At 70.5% G+C, this 17,908-nt stretch carries 19 protein-coding genes; 12 read left to right on the top strand and 7 right to left on the bottom strand.

What is annotated here, in order from left to right:
- The first annotated feature begins 50 nt into the window (after nt 1-50).
- Both ACZ5J1_RS15850 and ACZ5J1_RS15845 read left to right on the top strand, forming a co-directional pair.
- Complete coding sequence (locus ACZ5J1_RS15850; RefSeq protein WP_464560497.1) at nt 51-371, top strand: histone-like nucleoid-structuring protein Lsr2; 321 nt, start codon at nt 51-53, stop codon at nt 369-371.
- A gap of 137 nt (nt 372-508) precedes the next feature.
- On the top strand, nt 509-3,088 hold the full coding sequence (locus tag ACZ5J1_RS15845) for an ATP-dependent Clp protease ATP-binding subunit (protein ID WP_464560496.1): 2,580 nt from the start codon (nt 509-511) through the stop codon (nt 3,086-3,088).
- A gap of 132 nt (nt 3,089-3,220) precedes the next feature.
- On the opposite strand, the gene ACZ5J1_RS15840 is transcribed toward ACZ5J1_RS15845, so the two are convergent.
- Nucleotides 3,221-4,081 (bottom strand): HhH-GPD family protein, encoded by an 861-nt coding sequence (locus tag ACZ5J1_RS15840; protein ID WP_464560495.1) that lies wholly within the window; start codon nt 4,079-4,081, stop codon nt 3,221-3,223.
- A gap of 22 nt (nt 4,082-4,103) precedes the next feature.
- Here ACZ5J1_RS15840 and ACZ5J1_RS15835 point away from each other — a divergent pair, with 22 nt between their 5' ends.
- Together ACZ5J1_RS15835 and ACZ5J1_RS15830 are read left to right on the top strand one after the other, a co-directional pair.
- A complete protein-coding gene (locus ACZ5J1_RS15835) occupies nt 4,104-4,655 on the top strand; it encodes a TOPRIM nucleotidyl transferase/hydrolase domain-containing protein (RefSeq protein WP_464560494.1) in 552 nt (183 codons plus the stop codon).
- 70 nt (nt 4,656-4,725) lie between these two features.
- Entirely contained in the window at nt 4,726-5,583 is an 858-nt protein-coding gene (locus ACZ5J1_RS15830) for a hypothetical protein (protein ID WP_464560493.1), read from the top strand.
- Nucleotides 5,584-5,613: 30 nt separating this feature from the next.
- Here ACZ5J1_RS15830 and ACZ5J1_RS15825 read toward each other — a convergent pair whose 3' ends face one another.
- From ACZ5J1_RS15825 to radA, 3 genes are read right to left on the bottom strand one after another with little or no spacing between them, the layout of a single operon-like run.
- Nucleotides 5,614-6,108 (bottom strand): N-acetyltransferase family protein, encoded by a 495-nt coding sequence (locus ACZ5J1_RS15825; RefSeq protein ID WP_464560492.1) that lies wholly within the window; start codon nt 6,106-6,108, stop codon nt 5,614-5,616.
- 23 nt (nt 6,109-6,131) lie between these two features.
- Nucleotides 6,132-7,208 carry a DNA integrity scanning diadenylate cyclase DisA gene (gene disA / locus ACZ5J1_RS15820; RefSeq protein ID WP_464560491.1) on the bottom strand — a complete coding sequence of 359 codons (1,077 nt, stop codon included), beginning with the start codon at nt 7,206-7,208 and terminating at the stop codon, nt 6,132-6,134.
- Nucleotides 7,209-7,260: 52 nt separating this feature from the next.
- Nucleotides 7,261-8,700, bottom strand: coding sequence for a DNA repair protein RadA (radA, locus tag ACZ5J1_RS15815; protein WP_464560490.1), 1,440 nt, complete (start codon nt 8,698-8,700; stop codon nt 7,261-7,263).
- 124 nt (nt 8,701-8,824) lie between these two features.
- On the opposite strand from radA, the gene ACZ5J1_RS15810 reads away from it, so the two are divergent.
- Together ACZ5J1_RS15810 and ACZ5J1_RS15805 are read left to right on the top strand one after the other, a co-directional pair.
- Nucleotides 8,825-9,859 carry a LacI family DNA-binding transcriptional regulator gene (locus ACZ5J1_RS15810; protein WP_464560489.1) on the top strand — a complete coding sequence of 345 codons (1,035 nt, stop codon included), beginning with the start codon at nt 8,825-8,827 and terminating at the stop codon, nt 9,857-9,859.
- 42 nt (nt 9,860-9,901) lie between these two features.
- Nucleotides 9,902-11,077: an NAD(P)/FAD-dependent oxidoreductase gene (locus tag ACZ5J1_RS15805; protein ID WP_464560488.1), complete on the top strand. Its 1,176-nt coding sequence runs from the start codon at nt 9,902-9,904 to the stop codon at nt 11,075-11,077.
- On the opposite strand, the gene ACZ5J1_RS15800 is transcribed toward ACZ5J1_RS15805, so the two are convergent.
- The 3 genes from ACZ5J1_RS15800 to ACZ5J1_RS15790 all read right to left on the bottom strand — a co-directional run bounded on the left by ACZ5J1_RS15800 (nt 11,074) and on the right by ACZ5J1_RS15790 (nt 13,295).
- Nucleotides 11,074-11,802, bottom strand: a complete 729-nt coding sequence (locus ACZ5J1_RS15800) for a class I SAM-dependent methyltransferase (RefSeq protein ID WP_464560486.1) — start codon at nt 11,800-11,802, stop codon at nt 11,074-11,076. The two genes, ACZ5J1_RS15805 and ACZ5J1_RS15800, sit on opposite strands and share 4 nt — an antisense overlap.
- Before the next feature lie 2 nt (nt 11,803-11,804).
- Nucleotides 11,805-12,461 (bottom strand): VOC family protein, encoded by a 657-nt coding sequence (locus ACZ5J1_RS15795; protein WP_464560484.1) that lies wholly within the window; start codon nt 12,459-12,461, stop codon nt 11,805-11,807.
- Between the two features lie 69 nt (nt 12,462-12,530).
- Nucleotides 12,531-13,295, bottom strand: coding sequence for a DUF3109 family protein (locus ACZ5J1_RS15790; RefSeq protein WP_464560482.1), 765 nt, complete (start codon nt 13,293-13,295; stop codon nt 12,531-12,533).
- 52 nt (nt 13,296-13,347) lie between these two features.
- On the opposite strand from ACZ5J1_RS15790, the gene ACZ5J1_RS15785 reads away from it, so the two are divergent.
- The 6 genes from ACZ5J1_RS15785 to ACZ5J1_RS15760 all read left to right on the top strand — a co-directional run bounded on the left by ACZ5J1_RS15785 (nt 13,348) and on the right by ACZ5J1_RS15760 (nt 17,826).
- Entirely contained in the window at nt 13,348-14,289 is a 942-nt protein-coding gene (locus ACZ5J1_RS15785) for a Ppx/GppA family phosphatase (protein ID WP_464560480.1), read from the top strand.
- A gap of 16 nt (nt 14,290-14,305) precedes the next feature.
- On the top strand, nt 14,306-15,133 hold the full coding sequence (locus ACZ5J1_RS15780) for a sugar phosphate isomerase/epimerase family protein (RefSeq protein WP_464560478.1): 828 nt from the start codon (nt 14,306-14,308) through the stop codon (nt 15,131-15,133).
- Between the two features lie 58 nt (nt 15,134-15,191).
- Complete coding sequence (gene proC, locus ACZ5J1_RS15775) at nt 15,192-15,977, top strand: pyrroline-5-carboxylate reductase (protein ID WP_464560476.1); 786 nt, start codon at nt 15,192-15,194, stop codon at nt 15,975-15,977.
- Between the two features lie 3 nt (nt 15,978-15,980).
- Nucleotides 15,981-17,204 (top strand): acetoin utilization protein AcuC, encoded by a 1,224-nt coding sequence (locus ACZ5J1_RS15770; RefSeq protein WP_464560474.1) that lies wholly within the window; start codon nt 15,981-15,983, stop codon nt 17,202-17,204.
- Between the two features lie 199 nt (nt 17,205-17,403).
- The gene (locus ACZ5J1_RS15765) at nt 17,404-17,604 is read left to right on the top strand and encodes a helix-turn-helix domain-containing protein (RefSeq protein ID WP_464560472.1); all 201 of its coding nucleotides are present in this window, start codon (nt 17,404-17,406) and stop codon (nt 17,602-17,604) included.
- A gap of 120 nt (nt 17,605-17,724) precedes the next feature.
- Nucleotides 17,725-17,826: a 30S ribosomal protein bS22 gene (locus tag ACZ5J1_RS15760; RefSeq protein ID WP_017933175.1), complete on the top strand. Its 102-nt coding sequence runs from the start codon at nt 17,725-17,727 to the stop codon at nt 17,824-17,826.
- The last annotated feature ends 82 nt before the right edge of the window (nt 17,827-17,908 follow it).

The following is a 17,908-nucleotide window of genomic DNA, read 5'->3' as shown; positions in this document are numbered from 1 at the left end:
GATATACCGACGGCATTGCGGCCGTCGATTGATCGAGAAAAGGAATTCCCATGGCTCAGAAGGTTCAGATCATTCTCGAGGACGACCTCACCGGTGGTGCGGCGGACGAGACGGTGACGTTCGCCCTCGACGGCACGACGTACGAGATCGACCTGTCGACCAAGAACGCCGCCGCGCTGCGCGACGCGTTCGCCCCCTATGTCGGACACGCCCGCAAGGTCGGTCGGGCGGGCAAGGCCGCGAAGAAGTCCACCCAGCTGGGTGCCTCGGCCGGCGAGATCCGGGCGTGGGCCAAGTCCAACGGTTTCGACGTGCCCGAGCGTGGTCGGATTCCCGCCAACGTGCGTGAGGCGTTCGACGCCGCGAGCTGATCCGGATCGAGTCGATCACCGGTTGTTCGCTGTCAGCGGATCGGAACTTCGCACTCTTCGGGAACGCGTAGGCTGGTTACGGGGTTAGACCCCTGTAACCAGCCTTCGTGCGTGAGGGCCGGTCGAAGGAGGAGCGAATGTTCGAGCGGTTTACAGACCGAGCCCGTCGGGTGGTCGTGCTGGCCCAAGAAGAGGCCCGCATGCTCTCCCACAACTACATCGGCACCGAGCACATCCTGCTGGGCCTCATCCACGAGGGTGAAGGCGTCGCGGCGAAGGCCCTGGAGTCACTCGACATCTCCCTGGAGGCGGTCCGCGCCCAGGTCGAGGAGATCATCGGACAGGGGCAGCAGGCGCCGAGCGGGCACATCCCGTTCACCCCGCGCGCCAAGAAGGTCCTCGAGCTGTCGCTCCGCGAGGCCCTCCAGCTAGGTCACTCCTACATCGGCACCGAGCACATCCTGCTCGGCCTGATCCGCGAAGGGGAGGGCGTCGCCGCCCAGGTGCTGCAGAAGCTGGGCGCCGACCTCAACCGGGTCCGCCAGCAGGTCATCCAGCTCCTCTCCGGCTTCCAGGGCAAGGAGGGCCAGGGCGCCCAGGGCCAGGGAGCCCAGGCCGCCGGCGTGGGTGGCTCCGAGGCCCCGACCTCGTCGCTGGTGCTCGACCAGTTCGGTCGCAACCTCACCGCCGACGCCCGCGAGGGCAAGCTCGACCCGATCATCGGCCGCGAGCCGCAGATCGAGCGCGTCATGCAGGTGCTCTCCCGGCGTACCAAGAACAACCCGGTCCTGATCGGCGAGCCCGGCGTCGGCAAGACGTCCATCGTCGAGGGTCTGGCGCAGGACATCGTCAAGGGCAACGTCCCCGAGACGCTCAAGGACAAGCAGATCTACACGCTCGACCTCGGCGCCCTGGTCGCCGGTTCGCGCTACCGCGGTGACTTCGAGGAGCGCCTCAAGAAGGTGCTCAAGGAGATCCGCACCCGCGGCGACATCGTGCTGTTCATCGACGAGATCCACACCCTCGTCGGTGCCGGTGCGGCCGAGGGCGCGATCGACGCCGCGTCGATCCTCAAGCCGATGCTGGCCCGCGGTGAGCTCCAGACCATCGGTGCCACCACGCTCGACGAGTACCGCAAGTACCTGGAGAAGGACGCCGCGCTCGAGCGCCGCTTCCAGCCGATCCAGGTGCCCGAGCCGTCGATCTCCGAGACCGTGGAGATGCTCAAGGGTGTCCGCGACCGGTACGAGGCCCACCACCGGGTCACGATCACCGACGCCGCGCTGGTCTCAGCGGCGACGCTGGCCGACCGCTACATCTCCGACCGGTTCCTGCCCGACAAGGCCATCGACCTGATCGACGAGGCCGGCTCCCGGCTCCGGATCCGTCGCATGACCGCGCCGGCCGACCTGCGCGAGTACGACGACAAGATCGGTGACGTCCGCTCCCGCAAGGAGGCCGCGATCGACGGCCAGGACTTCGAGGCCGCTGCTCGTCTGCGTGACGAGGAGAAGCAGCTCATCCTGGCCAAGGGCGAGCGCGAGAAGTCGTGGCGCTCCGGCGACATGGACGAGGTCGCCGAGGTCGACGAGGCCCTCATCGCCGAGGTGCTCGCCGTCGCGACCGGCATCCCGCTGGGCAACTTCTCCGCCGAGGAGTCCGCGCGACTGCTCACCATGGAGGACGACCTGCACAAGCGCGTGATCGGCCAGGACGAGGCGGTCAAGGCCGTCGCGCGGGCGATCCGTCGGACCCGTGCCGGCCTGAAGGACCCGAAGCGTCCCGGTGGCTCGTTCATCTTCGCCGGCCCCTCGGGTGTCGGTAAGACCGAGCTGTCCAAGGCGCTGGCCGAGTTCCTCTTCGGCAGTGACGACTCGCTGATCTCGCTCGACATGAGCGAGTTCGGTGAGAAGCACACCGCGTCGCGTCTGTTCGGTTCGCCGCCCGGATACGTCGGCTACGAAGAGGGCGGTCAGCTCACCGAGAAGGTGCGCCGCAAGCCGTTCTCCGTCGTCCTGTTCGACGAGGTCGAGAAGGCGCACCCGGACATCTTCAACTCGCTGCTGCAGATCCTCGAGGAAGGTCGCCTGACCGACTCGCAGGGCCGAGTGGTCGACTTCAAGAACACCGTGATCATCATGACCACCAACCTCGGTGCGCACGAGATCAACAAGTCGGTCTCGCTCGGCTTCGGCAGCTCCGACGGCGCCGGCGACTACGACCGGATGAAGGCCAAGGTCACCGACGAGCTGAAGAAGCACTTCAAGCCCGAGTTCCTCAACCGTGTCGACGAGGTCATCGTCTTCCCGAAGCTGCAGAAGTCGCAGATCATCGCGATGGTCGACAACTTCGTCGGGGCGATCGACAAGCGTCTCAAGGACCGCGACATGGGTGTCGAGCTCACCCAGGCCGCCAAGGACCTGCTCGCCGAGCGCGGCTTCGACCCCGACCTGGGTGCGCGTCCGCTGCGTCGCACGATCCAGCGCGAGATCGAGGACCCGCTGTCGGAGAAGATGCTGTTCGGCGAGATCGGCCCGGGCGAGATCGTCCTGGTCGACGTCGAGGGCAGCGGTCCCGGCGCGGAGCTCACCTTCACCGGTCAGAAGAACTCGTCGGTCCCCGACGTGCCGCCGCTGGAGACCGCCGACCTCGGCGAGTCCCTGCCGGACGACATCGAGGGCATCGAGGGTCTGGAGGCCCCGCCGACCGAGGAGTGACTCGGTGAACTTGAGGAAAGTAACGCCCTCAGCGCACTGAACCGGGGGAAGGTCACATCGCACTTGTGACTTTCCCCCGGTTCACCGCATTTCTGGGGTTACTTTCCTCAAGTTCACCGTCCCGGGGTGCCGTCAGAGGGCGAAGGTGTCCGGGCCGACCTGGCGGACGAGACCGTCGGCGAGCAGCGTCGCCAGGCAGCGCTCACGTTGCTCCGGGAGCGTCCAGGCGGCCTCGAGGGCGGAGCGGTGCACCGGGCCGTGGGAGTCGCGCAGCACCGCCATCAGGCGGCCCCGGCACTGGCGGTCGGTTCCGGCCCAGGCCTGACCCTTCCGGGCCGGCCCGTCGTACGGCGGGCGGCCGGCGAGATCCCAGGCGCAGTCGCTCCGCACGGGACACACGTCGCACCGCGGCGAGCTGGCCGTGCAGACCAGGGCGCCGAGCTCCATCACGGCCACGCCCCACGCGGGCGAGCGCTCCGGGTCGGGCAGCAGCTCGGTCGCGCGGTCCCGCTCGGCGCGCGTGACCGACGCCGGCGGGAACTCCTCTCCGCCAACAGCGCGGGCGAAGACCCGGCGGACGTTGGTGTCGAGCACGACGTGGTGGGTGCCGAACGCGAACGCGGCGATCGCCGAGGCGGTGTAGTCGCCGATCCCGGGCAGGCCGAGCAGCTCCTCGTAGGTGCCGGGGACCTCGCCGCCGTGCTGCTCCACGATCGCCGTCGCGGCGGCGTGCAGGCGTTGCGCACGCCGGGGGTAGCCGAGCCGGCCCCACGCCCGGACCGCCTCGCCGACCGGCTCGGCCGCGAGGTCGGCCGGCGTCGGCCAGCGCTCCATCCAGACCTGCCAGACCGGGAGCACGCGGACCACGGGGGTCTGCTGCAGCATGAACTCGCTGACCATCACCCCCCACGGCGTGGCCGCGGGGGAACGCCAGGGAAGGTCGCGCTGGTGGATGTCGTACCAGCCGAGGATGGCGTCGTGGAGTGAAGTCATGGCGGGACGATTCTGCGGAACAATGCTCGCCGTGCCCAAACCGATCACGCTGCTGTTCGAGGGGGAGTCCGACCGGGCCGCCTTCGAGACCCTCGCCCCCCGACTCGGTCTCGACCTCGTCGCGGAGGAGATCACCGTCGCCTCCCTCGGTGGGGCCGGCAACTTCGGTCGCGCGATCGGCGACGCCGTCGCCCTGGGGCACCGGGTGGGCGGCCTGTACGACGAGGCCGAGGAGCGGTTCGTCGCCGGCGCGCTCAACCGGCAGGAGGGCGAGGACCTGACCCGGCAGGGCTTCTTCGCCTGCCGCCGTGATCTCGAGGACGAGCTGATCCGTGCCATCGGGGTGGTGGGGATGACGGCGGTGCTGGAGTCGAAGGGCGATCTCAAGCGGTTCCGGGATTTCCAGGGCGAGGCAGCGCACCGTGACGCCGAGGCGGGCGAACAGCTGCGCCGCTTCCTCGGTGCCAACGGCGCCCGCAAGCGGGAGTACGCCGCCGTGATGGCCGCCGAGGTGGACCTTGCCGACGTGCCGGAGCCGATGTCGGGCCTGGTCAACTGGATCTGGGGCTTCTGAGCGCCCCACTCCGGGTCGTCCCCGGAGTGGCACCATCAATCTCGCCTGCCCCACCCATACCGTGGGTCACATGCCTGCGATGACCCGCGGACCCCTTCCGGCCGCCGTGTACTGGCGCCGCCGTGCGGCCGTGCTGGGCATCGTGCTGCTGCTCCTGATCGGGGTCACCCGGATGTTCGGCAGTGGCGAGGAGGAGCCGACCGCGCGTCAGGCCTCCTCGACCACCTCGACGCCTCCCGTGGTCCCCGACCACGTCGGTGCCGTCGACCCGTCCACCACGGCGACCACCGACGCGGACACCGACACGAACACGGACGCCGCGGCCGCGCCCACCGCCGCAGCGACGGCTCCCACGGCTCCCACCACGACGCTGGCGGCCCCCAGCACGGTCCTGCCGACCCCGACGGGGCGCTGCTCCGACGACGACGTCAGCGTCACCGCCTCGGTGCCGAAGGCCGAGGCGACCCGATCGGTCGTGGTCTCGCTGAGCATCCGGACGAAGGTCCAGGCGGCCTGCCTGTGGCGGATCAGCCCCAAGTCCCTCCAGGTCGAGATCAGCTCCGGGTCCGACCAGTTCTGGACGTCGCTGCAGTGCCCCAAGGCGATCCCGGCCAAGGAGCTCGTCCTCCGCCGCGACACCCCGGTCACCGTCGGCGTGCGGTGGAACTCCCGACGCTCGGACAAGGACTGCTCGGACCACACCCAGTGGGCCCTGCCCGGCTACTACCACGTGAAGGCGGCCGCCCTGGGCGGCGAGCCGGTCGACGTGCAGTTCCGCCTGGTGAAGCCGGTCCGTGTGGTCGCGCCGAAGCCCACAGCCTCCGCGACCCCGACGGCCAAGCCCGGCGCGGCGACGACGAAGAAGAACCCGAAGAAGAAGGGCGCTCGTTCCGAGCCCACCGGCAATCCGTCGGTCAACCCCGACTGATCCGGCCCGGGTACGACGCGGACGGAGCGCTCAGCGCACCATCCGACGATCCAGCAGCCCGTACTGGTCGACCTCGTCGAGTCCGTCGTACTCGAAGCCGTGCCGGCGGTAGAACGCCTCGGCGCGACCGTTCCCGTCCAGCACCCAGACCGAGGCCGGTTCGGTGCCGAGCGCGCGCTCCAGAAGCCGAGTGCCGAGCCCGGTCGACCAGTGGTCGGCGTGCAGGTAGATCGAGTACAGCTGCAGCTCGGGGCCGTCGGTGTCCCGGGTCGGCCCGGCCTGGGCCCACCCCACGATCGACTCCGGGGCACCGTTCGCGACGGCTTGCGCGACCCAGGTGGCGGTGTGCTCGATGAAGTCGGCCCAGCGTCGCTCCCGGTCCGCCGCGGGAACCGCCTCGCGGTCGAGGAAGACCTGCTCGGGGACGAGGCCGGCGTAGGCCTGCCGCCAGACCAGCAGGTGCAGCGCCGCGAGCTCGGCAGCGTCCTCGAGCACCGCTCGACGAAGCACCACCTCGACCGGCATCGGCGACCAGCTCGCTGGGGCGATCAGACGTAGCGCTCGAGGATGCTGGACTCGGCCAGTCGGCTGAGGCCCTCACGGACCGACCGGGCGCGGAGCTCGCCGACCCCCTCGACGGCCTGGAGGTCGTCGATGCTCGCCGAGAGCAGCTTCTGCAGGGTCTCGAAGTGCTCGACCAGCCGGTCCACCACGGTCACGGGCAGGCGCGGCACCTTGGCCAGCAGCCGGTACCCACGGGGCGTCACCGCGCTGTCGAGGTTCTCGGGGCCGCCGAGGCCGAGCAGCCGTGCGGCCGAGGCCGGGTCGACCAGCTCGGTGGGGGACAGCGCCGCCATCTCCTGGAGCACGTCGTCGATCGAGCGCTGCTTGCGCGACTTGGGCAGGTAGTCACGGATGACGAGCTCGCGCTCGGCGTCCACCCCGACCACGAGCTCCTCCAGCTGCAGGGCCAGCAGCCGGCCGTCGGTGCCGAGCTCGACGATGTAGGACTCGATCTCCTGCGCGATCCGGGTCACCATCTCCAGGCGCTGCGCCACCGCGGCGACGTCGCGGGCGGTGACCAGGTCCTCGATCTCCAGGGCGGACAGGGTCGAGGAGACCTCGTCGAGACGCATCTTGTAGCGCTCGAGCGTCGCCAGCGCCTGGTTGGCGCGGGACAGGATCGAGGCGGAGTCCTCGAGCACGTGCCGGGTCTCGCCGACGTAGGCGGCGATGATCTGCATCGACTGCGACACTGAGATCACCGGGTAGTTGGTCTGCTTCGCGACCCGGTCGGCGGTCCGGTGCCGGGTGCCGGTCTCCGTGGTCGGGATGGTGTGGTCGGGCATCAGGTGCACGGCGGCCTTGACGATCCGCGAGTTCGCCGCGTCGATGATGATCGCGCCGTCCATCTTGGCCAGCTCGCGCAGGCCGGTGGAGGTGAACGGCACGTCGAGCTGGAAGCCGCCGGTGGAGATGGCGTCGACCAGGCGGTCGTGGCCCAGCACGATCAGTGCGCCGGTCCGCCCACGCAGGATCCGCTCCAGTCCGTCGCGCAGCGGGGAGCCCGGCGCGATCAACGCCAGGGTCTCGCGCAAGGAGGGTTCAGGACGGTCGCTGGGCACGGACGTGATCCTAGCGTCGGGAGTGACTCAGGGCTCGACCGGTTTTGCCTGATCAGAAACCGGGGTCGACCGAGCGCAGGTTCGGGCGCTCCTGCGGCTCCGCGACGGCCTCGCTCCGTGAGCGCAGCACACCCAGCAGGTCGAGCGCGGAGTAGACGTTGTCGACCGCCAGCACGTCGAGGCCGTCGACCTTACGTCGCCCGGGTCGGGCACCCGGCTCGATCGGGACCACGGCGGTGGAGAAGCCGAGCCGGGCCGCCTCGGCCAGTCTCTGAGGCAGGTCCCGGACCCGGCGCAGCTCACCGGCCAGTCCGATCTCGCCCATCGCGACCACCGAGCGTGGGGCCGGATCGCCGTTGTAGGCCGACGCCAGGGCCACCGCGACCGCGAGGTCGGACGCCGGCTCCGTCAGCCGGGCGCCGCCGACGGTGGAGGCGAAGACGTCGGAGTTCTGCAGCTTGACCCGGCAGTGCCGGTCGAGCACCGCGAGCACCATCGCGACCCGCGACCCGTCCAGCCCGGAGGTGGTGCGGCGCGGTCGCTCCTGGGCCGACCGGGTGACCAGGGCCTGGACCTCGGCCAGCATCGGGCGCCGGCCCTCCATCGTCACCGCGACACAGGTGCCCGAGACGGGCCGCTGGTGGGACTCGACGAACAGGCCGGTCGGATCGGTGACCGCCTCGATGCCCGATGAGGTCAGCTCGAAGCAGCCCACCTCGTCGATCGGCCCGAAGCGGTTCTTCACCGCGCGCACCATCCGGAACCGTGAGTTCCGGTCGCCCTCGAAGCCGAGCACGACGTCGACCAGGTGCTCGAGCACGCGCGGGCCCGCGATCGAGCCGTCCTTGGTGACGTGGCCGACGATGATCGTGGTCAGCCCGCGGGTCTTGGCGGTGCGCACCAGCGCCGCGGCCACCTCCTTGACCTGGGAGACCCCGCCGGGGACCCCCTCGACCCCGGCTGCGCTGATCGTCTGCACCGAGTCGACGACCAACAGCTCCGGACGCACCTGCTCGATGTGGGTCAGGACCGCGCCGAGGTCGGTCTCGGCGGCCAGGTAGAGCTCGTCCTCGACGGCCTCGGTCCGCTCGGCGCGCAACCTGACCTGGGCGGCCGACTCCTCCCCGGAGACGTAGAGCGCGCGTTGCCGGGTGGCGGCGGTCCGGGCCGCGACCTCCAGCAGCAGGGTGGACTTGCCCACGCCGGGCTCGCCCGCGAGCAGGATCACCGCTCCGGGCACGAGCCCGCCGCCCAGCACCCGGTCGAGCTCCTCGACGCCGGAACCGCGGAACGCGGCGTCGCTGAGCTGCACCTGGCCGATCGGGACGGCGGCGGAGGTGACGGCGGCCGGCGCCGTCCGGGAGGCGACCGAGGTGGCCGCGGCGACCTCGGCCACGGCGCCCCACGCCTGGCACTCACCGCATCGGCCGACCCATTTGGCGGTCTCCCACCCGCACTCGCTGCAGCGGAAGGTCGCCCGTGGTTTAGCCATGGGAACCACCGTAGGTGAGACCGCCGACACAACGATGGATATGCTCTCCGTTGGATCGTTCCACCATGCAGGCCCTGTGCAGGGTGCTCAGCAGGCCGGCAACCGGTGGTGAGGAGGTGAAGACGTGGCGCGCTATCCGATGGCCGCTCCGACCCTGGCAGACGTCGCCGAACTGGCCGGCGTCTCGCGCCAGACCGTCTCCAACGCGGTCAACAACCCTGAGCTGCTGCGCCCCGAGACCCTGGTCCGGGTGCAGAACGCGATCGACGAGCTGGGCTACAAGCCCAACCGTGCGGCCCGCAACCTGCGCACCCGCACCTCGCACCTGGTGGGCTTAAGGATGAGCCCGGTCCAGGAGGGCGCCGCCGGCGCGATGATGGACCGGTTCATCCACTCGCTCGTCGAGACCAGTCGTGAGGCCGGCTACCACGTGCTGCTCTTCACCGGCTCGCACGAGGACCCGCTCGAGGGGTACGACGACCTCCTCCGCTCCACCGCGGTCGACGCCTTCGTCCTCACCGACACCTACCAGGGCACCGCCGTCGCCAGCTGGCTGCGCGAGCGGCGCGCTCCGTTCGTCAGCTTCGGCCGGCCGTGGGGCGACTCCGAGGCCCGCCACCCGTGGGTCGACGTCGACTGCGCCGCCGGCGCCGAGCTCGCCACCCAGCACCTGATCGACAAGGGTCACACCCGGATCGCCTGGATCGGGTGGAAGAAGGACTCCGTCCTCGGTGAGGAACGGCGCTCGGGCTGGCTGCACGCCATGCACACCGCCGGACTGTCGACGACCGGCCTGGCCTCCCGGGTCGAGGACACCATCGCGTCGGGCCGCAGCGCCGCCGAGGTGCTGCTCACCGAGGCCCGCCCGACCGCGTTCGTCTGCGCCTCGGACACGCTCGCCGTCGGCGTGATGCACATCCTCGCCGAGCGCGGCCTGCAGGCCGGCGACGACGTCGCCGTCGTCGGGTTCGACGACTCCCAGGTCGCCCAGACCGTCTGGCCCGGCCTGTCCAGCGTGCGCCAGCCGCTGGAGGAGGCAGCGATCCAGGTGGTGCGTCAGATGGAGGGCCTGCTCTCGCTGCCCTCGCAGCCGCACCCGGGGGTGATGCTCACCCCGAAGCTCGAGGTGCGCGGCACCTCGGGACCCATGCTGCGCTGACGCAGAACTTGAATCTCACCACCGCCGTGCTGTGCTGGGGGCATGAGCAGACTGGTGATTCTCGGCGCCGGGCTCACCGCTGCAGCCGCAGTGGAGACCGCGCGCGACCAAGGTTTCGACGGATCGATCACGCTGGTCGGGGACGAGTCCTGGCCGCCGTACGAACGACCACAGCTGTCCAAGGACCTGCTCCAGGGCAAGGACTTCGCGCTGCGCCATGACGCACAGTGGTACGTCGACCACGGGGTCGACCTGCGGCTCGGGACGGCGGCCACCGCGATCGATCGCGAGCGCACCACCGTCGTGCTGGCGGACGGCAGCGAGCTGCCCTACGACCGCCTGCTGATCGCCACCGGCGCCGCCCCGCGCGTCCCGGACCTCCCCGGCATCGACCGGGCGCTCGTGCTCCGCACGAAGGAGGACGCCGAGGCCCTGATCGGTCGGTTCGAGCCGGACGCCCGCTTGGTGACGATCGGTGGCGGCTGGATCGGGCTCGAGGTCGCCGCCTCGGCGCGTGCCGCCGGCCTGGAGGTGACGGTCCTGGAGCGGGGTGAGAAGCCGCTGCTGGGCGTGCTCGGACCCGTGATGGCCGACCACCTCGCCAAGCTGCACGCGTGCCACGGGGTGAAGGTGCGCACGGGCGTCGACGCCGCCGAGGTCGTCGACGGCGCGGTGCGGCTCGGGACCGGCGAGGAGATCGCTGCCGACGTCGTGGTCCTCGCCATCGGTGCGGTGCCGCGCGACCAGCTCGCCGCGGAGGCCGGGCTGGAGATCGGCGAGCACGGCGGGATCGTCACCGACGAGCACCTGCGGACCTCCGACCCGGCCATCCTCGCGGCCGGCGACGTCGCCCTGGCCAGGCACGCCGAGCTGGGGCCGTTGCGGGTGGAGCACTGGGACAACGCGATCAAGCAGGGACGCCTGGCCGCTCAAGAACTCACCGGCGGCACGGGCAGCTACAGCTGGCAGCCCTACTTCTTCACCGACCAGTTCGAGTTCTCCATGGAGTACGTCGGCCACAGCACGCCCACCGACGAGGTGGTGGTCCGCGGCAGCCTGGAGAAGAACGAGTTCATCGCCTACTGGCTGCGCGACGAGCACGGCTCGATGGTGGTCGCGGCGGCGATGAACGTGGGGATCTGGGACGTCAACGACACCCTGCGCGGTCTGGTCGGCTCGACCGTCGATCCCGACGAGCTCACCGACCTGCGGGACTAGAAGTCGCGGCTCCACACGTTGACCGCGTAGTCGACGTCGAGGCCGCCGCCGCTCGTCCAGTGCTCGGCGAGCGCGGCCTCGGCCACCTCGGGACTGAACTCGATCCGGACCACGGCCTCGAGGTCCTCGCGTGAGGCGAACCGCCAGCCCATCTCCACCGGCGTGCGGGTCCAGCCGTGGGTCGACCACCAGCGCTCGATGGCGTCCGGGTCGACCATCGGGTAGCCACGTCGGAACCAGCGGCCGAAGGTCGAGGTGGTCGCGTCGTTGTCGATCACCATCGCGGTGCCGCCGCGACGGACCACCCGGTCGAGCTCGCGCAGGCCGGGCTCGGCGCCGGGACCGAAGAAGTACGCCCACCGCACGTGCACGACGTCGACGGAGGCGTCCGGCAGCGGCAGCCGCTGCGCGACGCCTTCCAGGACACTGACGTTCGGCAGCCGTCGGGTGCGGCGACGAGCCAGCGCGGCGAGGTCGGCATGGGGTTCGACGCCGACGACGGATCGGGCCTCGTCGGCGAACTGCGGGAGGTGGAACCCGGTCCCGCAACCGAGGTCGAGCACGTCGCGCCCGGACCACGACGCCGTCGTACGCAGGGTCGACCAGAGCCGACCGTCAGGGTCGACGGCGCGGTTCTCGATCTCGTAGGTCGCGGTGTGGTCCCAGATGTTCGGGGACGGGATCGCGCCGTCGGGACGCGAGGAGCGCCCCGAGCGACCGGTCACGTTCAGATGCGGACGTCGCCCGCCGGGCCGCGGAAGTTGGCGGCCAGCAGACCGGGGGTGCCGTGCTCGGCGACCCACTTGATCTCGACCTCCTCGGCCGGCTTGCCGGTGTAGGGGTCGATCCGCTCGTCGAGGTCGTCGCCCAGCCAGTCCCGCACGCGGTGCGGGTCGCCGGAGATCTCCAGCGAGGCGAGGGTGACGTCGGAGCCGGCGTTGCCGGGGTGGTTGTCCTCGGACTCCCAGTGGATGAAGTAGGGCAGCTGCGGGTCGACGATCAGGTCGTTGATCCCGATCTGCTTCCAGCGCAGCTCGGTGCCGTCGGGCTTGTGCCGGTTGCCGTCGACCCAGTCGCGCCCGAGGCGCTCGGAGATCTTGGCCATGTTGCCGGCGCGGACGACCCAGCCGAGCCAGCCGCCGCCGAGGGCCGAGCGGGCCTTGACCGCCTGGCCGAACGGGGCCTTGTCGGAGGAGGGGTGCTCCAGCGCCTCGACGACCTCGAGATAGAGACCGCCGCGCAGCGGAAGCGTGTAGTTGCGGGTGCCGAAGCGGGGGTGCACGCCACCGTCCTCGAACTCAGCCCCGAGCAGCTCGCCGATCCGCTTGGCGGTAGCCACGAGACCATCGGGTCCGGCGGCGTAAGAGAGGTGGTCCAGACGCATGTGTTGATTCTTAACAATCCCTGAAGAGCACTCGTCAGGGGGGTCGATCTATCTTGACGTCGAGAATTCTCAGCGAGGGTCGGCTGGATGCAGCGCGAGGGCCGAACGCGATCGCACGTGGGCCTCGCAGTGCCGCGCCAGCTCGGCGTACCCCTCCGAGCCGATCAGGGCGACGAGCTCGTCGCGGCTGGTCAGGAAGAGCGGCTCGACCGCCGTGTGCGCGACCGGGTTGCCGGTGCAGTACCAGTCCAGGTCGTGCCCGCCGGGGCCCCAGCCGCGGCGGTCGTACTCGGTGATGGTGACCTCGGTGTACGTCGACCCGTCGGTGCGCTCGACCTCGCGGAAGAGCCGCCGGATCGGCAGCTGCCAGCACACGTCGGGCTTGGTCGTCACGTGCGAGGTCTCGAGTCGGTTCGCCAGCAGGTGCAGGGCGCACCCCGCGCCGCCGGCGAAGCCCGGCCGGTTGGCGAAGACGCAGCCCTGCTCGCCGTCGACGGTGTGGACCTTGGTCTTGCGCCCGCCCTCGTCGTCCTTCTCCACCCAGTCCGACGTCTTGACCCTGTCCCGCTTCGGCTTGAACTGCCACTCCTCCGCGGTGAGCATCTCGACGTGCTGACGGGTCCGGGCCTCGTCCTCGTCGTCGGCGAAGTGCGCGCCGAGGGTGCAGCACCCGATCGAGGGGGCGTCGGCGTAGATCCCGGCGCAGCCGTTGCCGAAGATGCAGGAGTACGCCGACGTGAGCCAGGTCAGGTCGGCCTTGATGATCTCGTCGGTGTCATCCGGGTTGACGAACTCGACCCAGGCACGGGGAAAGTCCAGGGGAACCTCGGGCATGTCCCCAGCCTAGGGGCCGCCCCGACGATCGGCGCGCGGCTAGGCTGCCGCTATGCGTCTGGGCGTGCTCGACATCGGCTCCAACACGGGCCACCTCCTCGTCGTCGATGCGCACGGCGGAGCAGCGCCGCTGCCGGCGTACTCCTTCAAGCAGCCGCTCCGCCTGGCCGAGCACCTGGATGCCCGGGGTGACGTCAGCCAGGTCGGCATCGACGCGCTGACCGACTTCGTCCGCGAGTCCGTCCACGTCGCCGAGGACAAGGGCTGCCAGGAGGTGATGGCGTTCGCGACCAGCGCTGTCCGCGACGCCGGCAACTCCGACGCCGTGCTCGACCACGTCGCCCGGGCGACCGGGATCCGGCTGGAGGTGCTCTCCGGTGAGGACGAGGCCCGGCTGACCTTCCTCGCCGTGCGGCGCTGGTTCGGCTGGAGTGCCGGTCGGCTGGTCGTCTTCGACATCGGTGGTGGGTCCCTCGAGCTCGCCGGTGGCGCCGACGAGGCCCCGGACGTGGCCTGGTCGTTGCCGTTGGGTGCGGCTCGGTTGGCGCGGGCCTCGCTCGGCCAGCACCCGACCGACGACGACCTCAAGACCCTGCGCCGTCAGATCCGCGCCGAGATCGCACGCAACGCCGGCCAGCTGATCCGTGCCGGCGCGCCCGACCGTGCGGTGGCGACGTCGAAGACGTTCCGCAGCCTGGCCCGGATCACCGGCGCCGCCCCGAGCGGGGAGGGCCTGCTGGTGCGCCGCACCCTGCCGCTCGCTGAGCTGCGGGAGTGGATCCCCAAGCTGGTCGGGATGGATCCAGCCACCCTGAGCGACCTGCCCGGGGTCAGTCAGAGCCGCGCCCACCAGATCCTGCCCGGTGCGCTGGTCGCCGAGGCCTGCATGGACATCTTCGACCTGCCCGAGCTGGAGATCTGCCCGTGGGCGCTGCGGGAAGGTGTCATCCTCGAGCGGCTCGACCACCTCGACTTCCTCGCCGGCGACCAGTGAGTCGGCCGGAGGAGTCATGAGCCAGCCCCTGCGCATCGGCCTGTCGACCGTCTCGGTCTACCCGGAGTCGACCGCGCAGGCCTTCGACTGGGCCGTCGCGCTGGGGTACGACGCCGTCGAGGTGATGGTCGGCGTCGACCGTGACTCCACCAGCATCGAGTCGGTGCGCCAGCTCGCCGACGGTCACGGCATCGCGGTCAGCGCGATCCACTCCCCGTGCCTGCTCTTCACCCAGCGGGTGTGGGGCACCGAGCCGTGGGGCAAGCTCGAACGGGCCGCCGAGATGGCGCACGCGGTCGGTGCCCCCACCGTGGTGGTGCACCCGCCCTTCCGCTGGCAGCGCGACTACGCACGCTACTTCGCGGTCGGGATCGAACGCCTCGAGCGCGAGACCGGGCTGGTCTACGCGGTGGAGAACATGTACCCGTGGAAGGGTCGCTCCGGTGCGACGCCGGGCAAGATGTCGAGCGGCTCCGTGGAGATGTACATCCCGGAGCGGGACCCCTCCTACGGCGACTACGCGCACGGCACCATCGACCTGTCCCACGCCGCGATCGGCGGCGACGACGTGATCGAGATGGCACAGCGCTGGGGCGCCCGGTTGAAGCACATCCACCTCACCGACGGCACCGGCTCGTCCAAGGACGAGCACCTGGTGCCCGGTCGGGGCACGGTCGGCGCCGACCGCTTCCTGCACCACCTCGTCGAGACCGGGTTCGACGGCGAGATCATCGTCGAGATCACCACCCGCAAGGCCGGCAGCCGGGAGGCGCGCGAGCAGATGCTCGCCGAGTCGCTGGCCTTCGCCCGGGAGCATCTCGGCCAGACCGAACCGGCGCCCTGAACCCTCCCCTGACCGAACTCAGCGGCCGCCGAGATCCCTCAGCCCTACACTGGCGGGCGTGAAGATCGCGATCGTCGGCGTGGGGTCGATGGGCGGAGCGGTGCTGGCAGGCCTCGTCGCCGCCGGACATGACGTGCTCGCCGGAGTCCGACGGCCCGAACGCGGAGCCGAGCTGGAGGCGACGTACGGGGTCGAGCACGGTGCGGCCGCCGAGGTCGCCGCTGCTGCCGACGTCGTCATCCTCGGGGTGAAGCCCTACGACATCGTGCGGATGGCCACCGAGCTGCCGCTGCGCTCGGGCCAGCTGGTGATCTCCCTGGCGGCGGGCATCACCACCGCCCAGATCGAGGCCGCCGCGCCCGCCGGCGTCGGCGTCGTGCGGGTGATGCCCAACACCCCGGCCGTGCTGGGGCAGGGCATGTCGATCATCAGCGCCGGACCGAGCGCCTCGGCCGAGCAGGTCGCCCTGACCGAGACCCTGATGGGTGCGGTCGGAGCCACCGTCACCATCCCCGAGAGTCAGCTCGACGCGGCCACCGCGCTGAGCGGTTCGGGTCCGGCCTACGTCTTCTACATCGCCGAGTCGCTGATCGAGGCCGGCGTCCACCTCGGCCTGCCGCGTGCCGTCGCGACCACCCTGGTCGAGCAGACCCTGGTCGGTTCGAGTCGGCTGCTGGCCGAGTCCGACGCGCACCCGGCGGTGCTGCGCGAACAGGTCACCAGCCCGGGCGGGACCACGGCGGCGGCGCTGCGGGTCTTCGAGGACGCCGGGCTGCGGGGCACCTTCCTCGCCGCGACCCGGGCCAACCGGGACCGCAGTCGCGAGATCGCCACCGAGGGCTGAGCCGTGAGCGATCCGCGGGCCGCGTGCCCGGGGCCGGCGAGCATCGTCTTCTCGCCGGACCTGACCGAGTACGACTTCGGGCCGACGCACCCGATGAGCCCGCTGCGGATCGACCTGACGATGCGGCTGGCCGACGAGATCGGTGTCCTGGCGACTCCCGCAAGCCCGGCCGGTGGCGGACGGCTGCTGACCGTGCCGGCCCCGATGGCCGACCTCGACACCCTGGCCACCGTGCACGACGAGTCCTACATCGAGGCCGTGATGAAGGCCGGAGCACACGGTGTCGACGACCCGGCGCACGGCCTGGGCACCGACGACGACCCGGTGTTCGCGCACATGCACGAGGCCAGCGCCCACATCGTCGGGGCGACGGTCGAGGCCTGCCGCCGGGTGTGGCAGGGCGAGGCGCTGCACGCGGCCAACATCATCGGCGGCCTGCACCACGCGATGCGTGACCGGGCCAGCGGCTTCTGCATCTACAACGACGTCGCCGCCGGGATCCAGTGGCTGCTCGACCACGGCGCCCAACGGGTGGCGTACGTCGACGTCGACGTGCACCACGGCGACGGGGTCGAGCGGGCGTTCTGGAACGACCCGCGGGTGCTCACGGTCAGCCTGCACGAGACCGGCCAGCTGCTCTTCCCCGGGACGGGGTTCGCCACCGAGGTCGGTGGTCCCGACGCCGCGGGGACGGCCGTCAACGTGGCCCTGCCGCCCGGCACCGCCGACGCCGGCTGGCTGCGTGCCTTCCACGCCGTGGTCCCTGAGCTGGTCCGCTCGTTCGAGCCCGAGATCCTGATCACCCAGCAGGGCTGCGACTCGCACTTCGAGGACCCGCTGGCCCACCTGATGCTCTCCGTCGACGGTCAGCGGGCGTCGTACCTGGCCCTGCACGACCTGGCGCACGAGGTCGCCGACGGGAAGTGGGTGGCGCTCGGCGGAGGCGGTTACGCGATCACCGACGTCGTCCCCCGTGCCTGGACCCACCTGCTGGCGATCGTGGCCGGCGAACCGCTGGACCCGACGCTGGAGATCCCCGGTGGATGGCGCGAGCACGTGGAGCAGCGCTACGGCCGGATCGCGCCCGGTTGGATGACGGACGGACGCACGCCGTTCTGGCGGGACTGGCGCGAGGGGTACGACCCCGACGCCTGGCTGGACCGTCAGGTGCACGAGACCCGGCAGGCGGTCTTCCCGCTGCACGGGCTCGACCCGTCGGCCTGGTGAGCACCCATCACATTGGGGATGTTTGCGTCAGTTTCAAGCCGACACGCCGATACAAAGTAAAATCACGTCTGTTTCCTCTTCCCCACCAGTCACAGCAGGCTCTAATCTTCACTCGCTGCCCTGCATGACGGAGGGTGACCAACGGTGGGGAAGCCGTTGACGGAGCAGGACACAAACGAACAGACAGGACCGATGGACCATGGCTGGACAGCCCGAGTTCTCTGAGGCGAAGTTCCTGACGGTCGCCGAGGTTGCCGCGATGATGCGCGTCTCCAAGATGACCGTGTACCGCCTCGTTCACAGTGGAGAGCTGCCCGCCGTGCGGGTGGGTCGCTCGTTCCGAGTTCGCGAAGAGGACGCCAACGCGTACCTCCAGAACAGCTTCTACAACGCCGGCTGACCACTCGCGTTTTCGCTGGCACAGGGAACCTCGATAGTCTGTCGCGGTCCGGCTCCCTGCCCGGGCTAGTCGGATACGGACGTGATGAGGCCCGATGGGCCTCGATGAAAGAGGTTTCCTGTGGGTTCTGTCATCAAGAAGCGCCGCAAGCGGATGGCGAAGAAGAAGCACCGCAAGCTGCTCAAGAAGACGCGCGTCGCTCGCCGCAAGCTCGGTAAGTGATGCAGGTGGTCGGGCTCTCGTAGCCTGACCGCACTGCGTTGTTAACGTCGACGACGCGATCGGCTCGTTCCGCCGGATAGGG

Source organism: Nocardioides sp. JCM 18999, from assembly GCF_055391175.1.
This window is presented reverse-complemented; position numbering and strand designations above follow the sequence as displayed.

Bases quoted from the DNA above. Each gene is read 5' to 3' on its own strand.
- ACZ5J1_RS15850 (WP_464560497.1), top strand. From the start codon at position 51: ATGGCTCAGAAGGTTCAGATCATTCTCGAGGACGACCTCACCGGTGGT.
- ACZ5J1_RS15845 (WP_464560496.1), top strand. From the start codon at position 509: ATGTTCGAGCGGTTTACAGACCGAGCCCGTCGGGTGGTCGTGCTGGCC.
- ACZ5J1_RS15840 (WP_464560495.1), bottom strand. From the start codon at position 4,081: ATGACTTCACTCCACGACGCCATCCTCGGCTGGTACGACATCCACCAG.
- ACZ5J1_RS15835 (WP_464560494.1), top strand. From the start codon at position 4,104: ATGCTCGCCGTGCCCAAACCGATCACGCTGCTGTTCGAGGGGGAGTCC.
- ACZ5J1_RS15830 (WP_464560493.1), top strand. From the start codon at position 4,726: ATGCCTGCGATGACCCGCGGACCCCTTCCGGCCGCCGTGTACTGGCGC.
- ACZ5J1_RS15825 (WP_464560492.1), bottom strand. From the start codon at position 6,108: ATGCCGGTCGAGGTGGTGCTTCGTCGAGCGGTGCTCGAGGACGCTGCC.
- radA (WP_464560490.1), bottom strand. From the start codon at position 8,700: ATGGCTAAACCACGGGCGACCTTCCGCTGCAGCGAGTGCGGGTGGGAG.
- ACZ5J1_RS15805 (WP_464560488.1), top strand. From the start codon at position 9,902: ATGAGCAGACTGGTGATTCTCGGCGCCGGGCTCACCGCTGCAGCCGCA.
- ACZ5J1_RS15795 (WP_464560484.1), bottom strand. From the start codon at position 12,461: ATGCGTCTGGACCACCTCTCTTACGCCGCCGGACCCGATGGTCTCGTG.
- ACZ5J1_RS15790 (WP_464560482.1), bottom strand. From the start codon at position 13,295: ATGCCCGAGGTTCCCCTGGACTTTCCCCGTGCCTGGGTCGAGTTCGTC.
- ACZ5J1_RS15785 (WP_464560480.1), top strand. From the start codon at position 13,348: ATGCGTCTGGGCGTGCTCGACATCGGCTCCAACACGGGCCACCTCCTC.
- ACZ5J1_RS15780 (WP_464560478.1), top strand. From the start codon at position 14,306: ATGAGCCAGCCCCTGCGCATCGGCCTGTCGACCGTCTCGGTCTACCCG.
- ACZ5J1_RS15765 (WP_464560472.1), top strand. From the start codon at position 17,404: ATGGCTGGACAGCCCGAGTTCTCTGAGGCGAAGTTCCTGACGGTCGCC.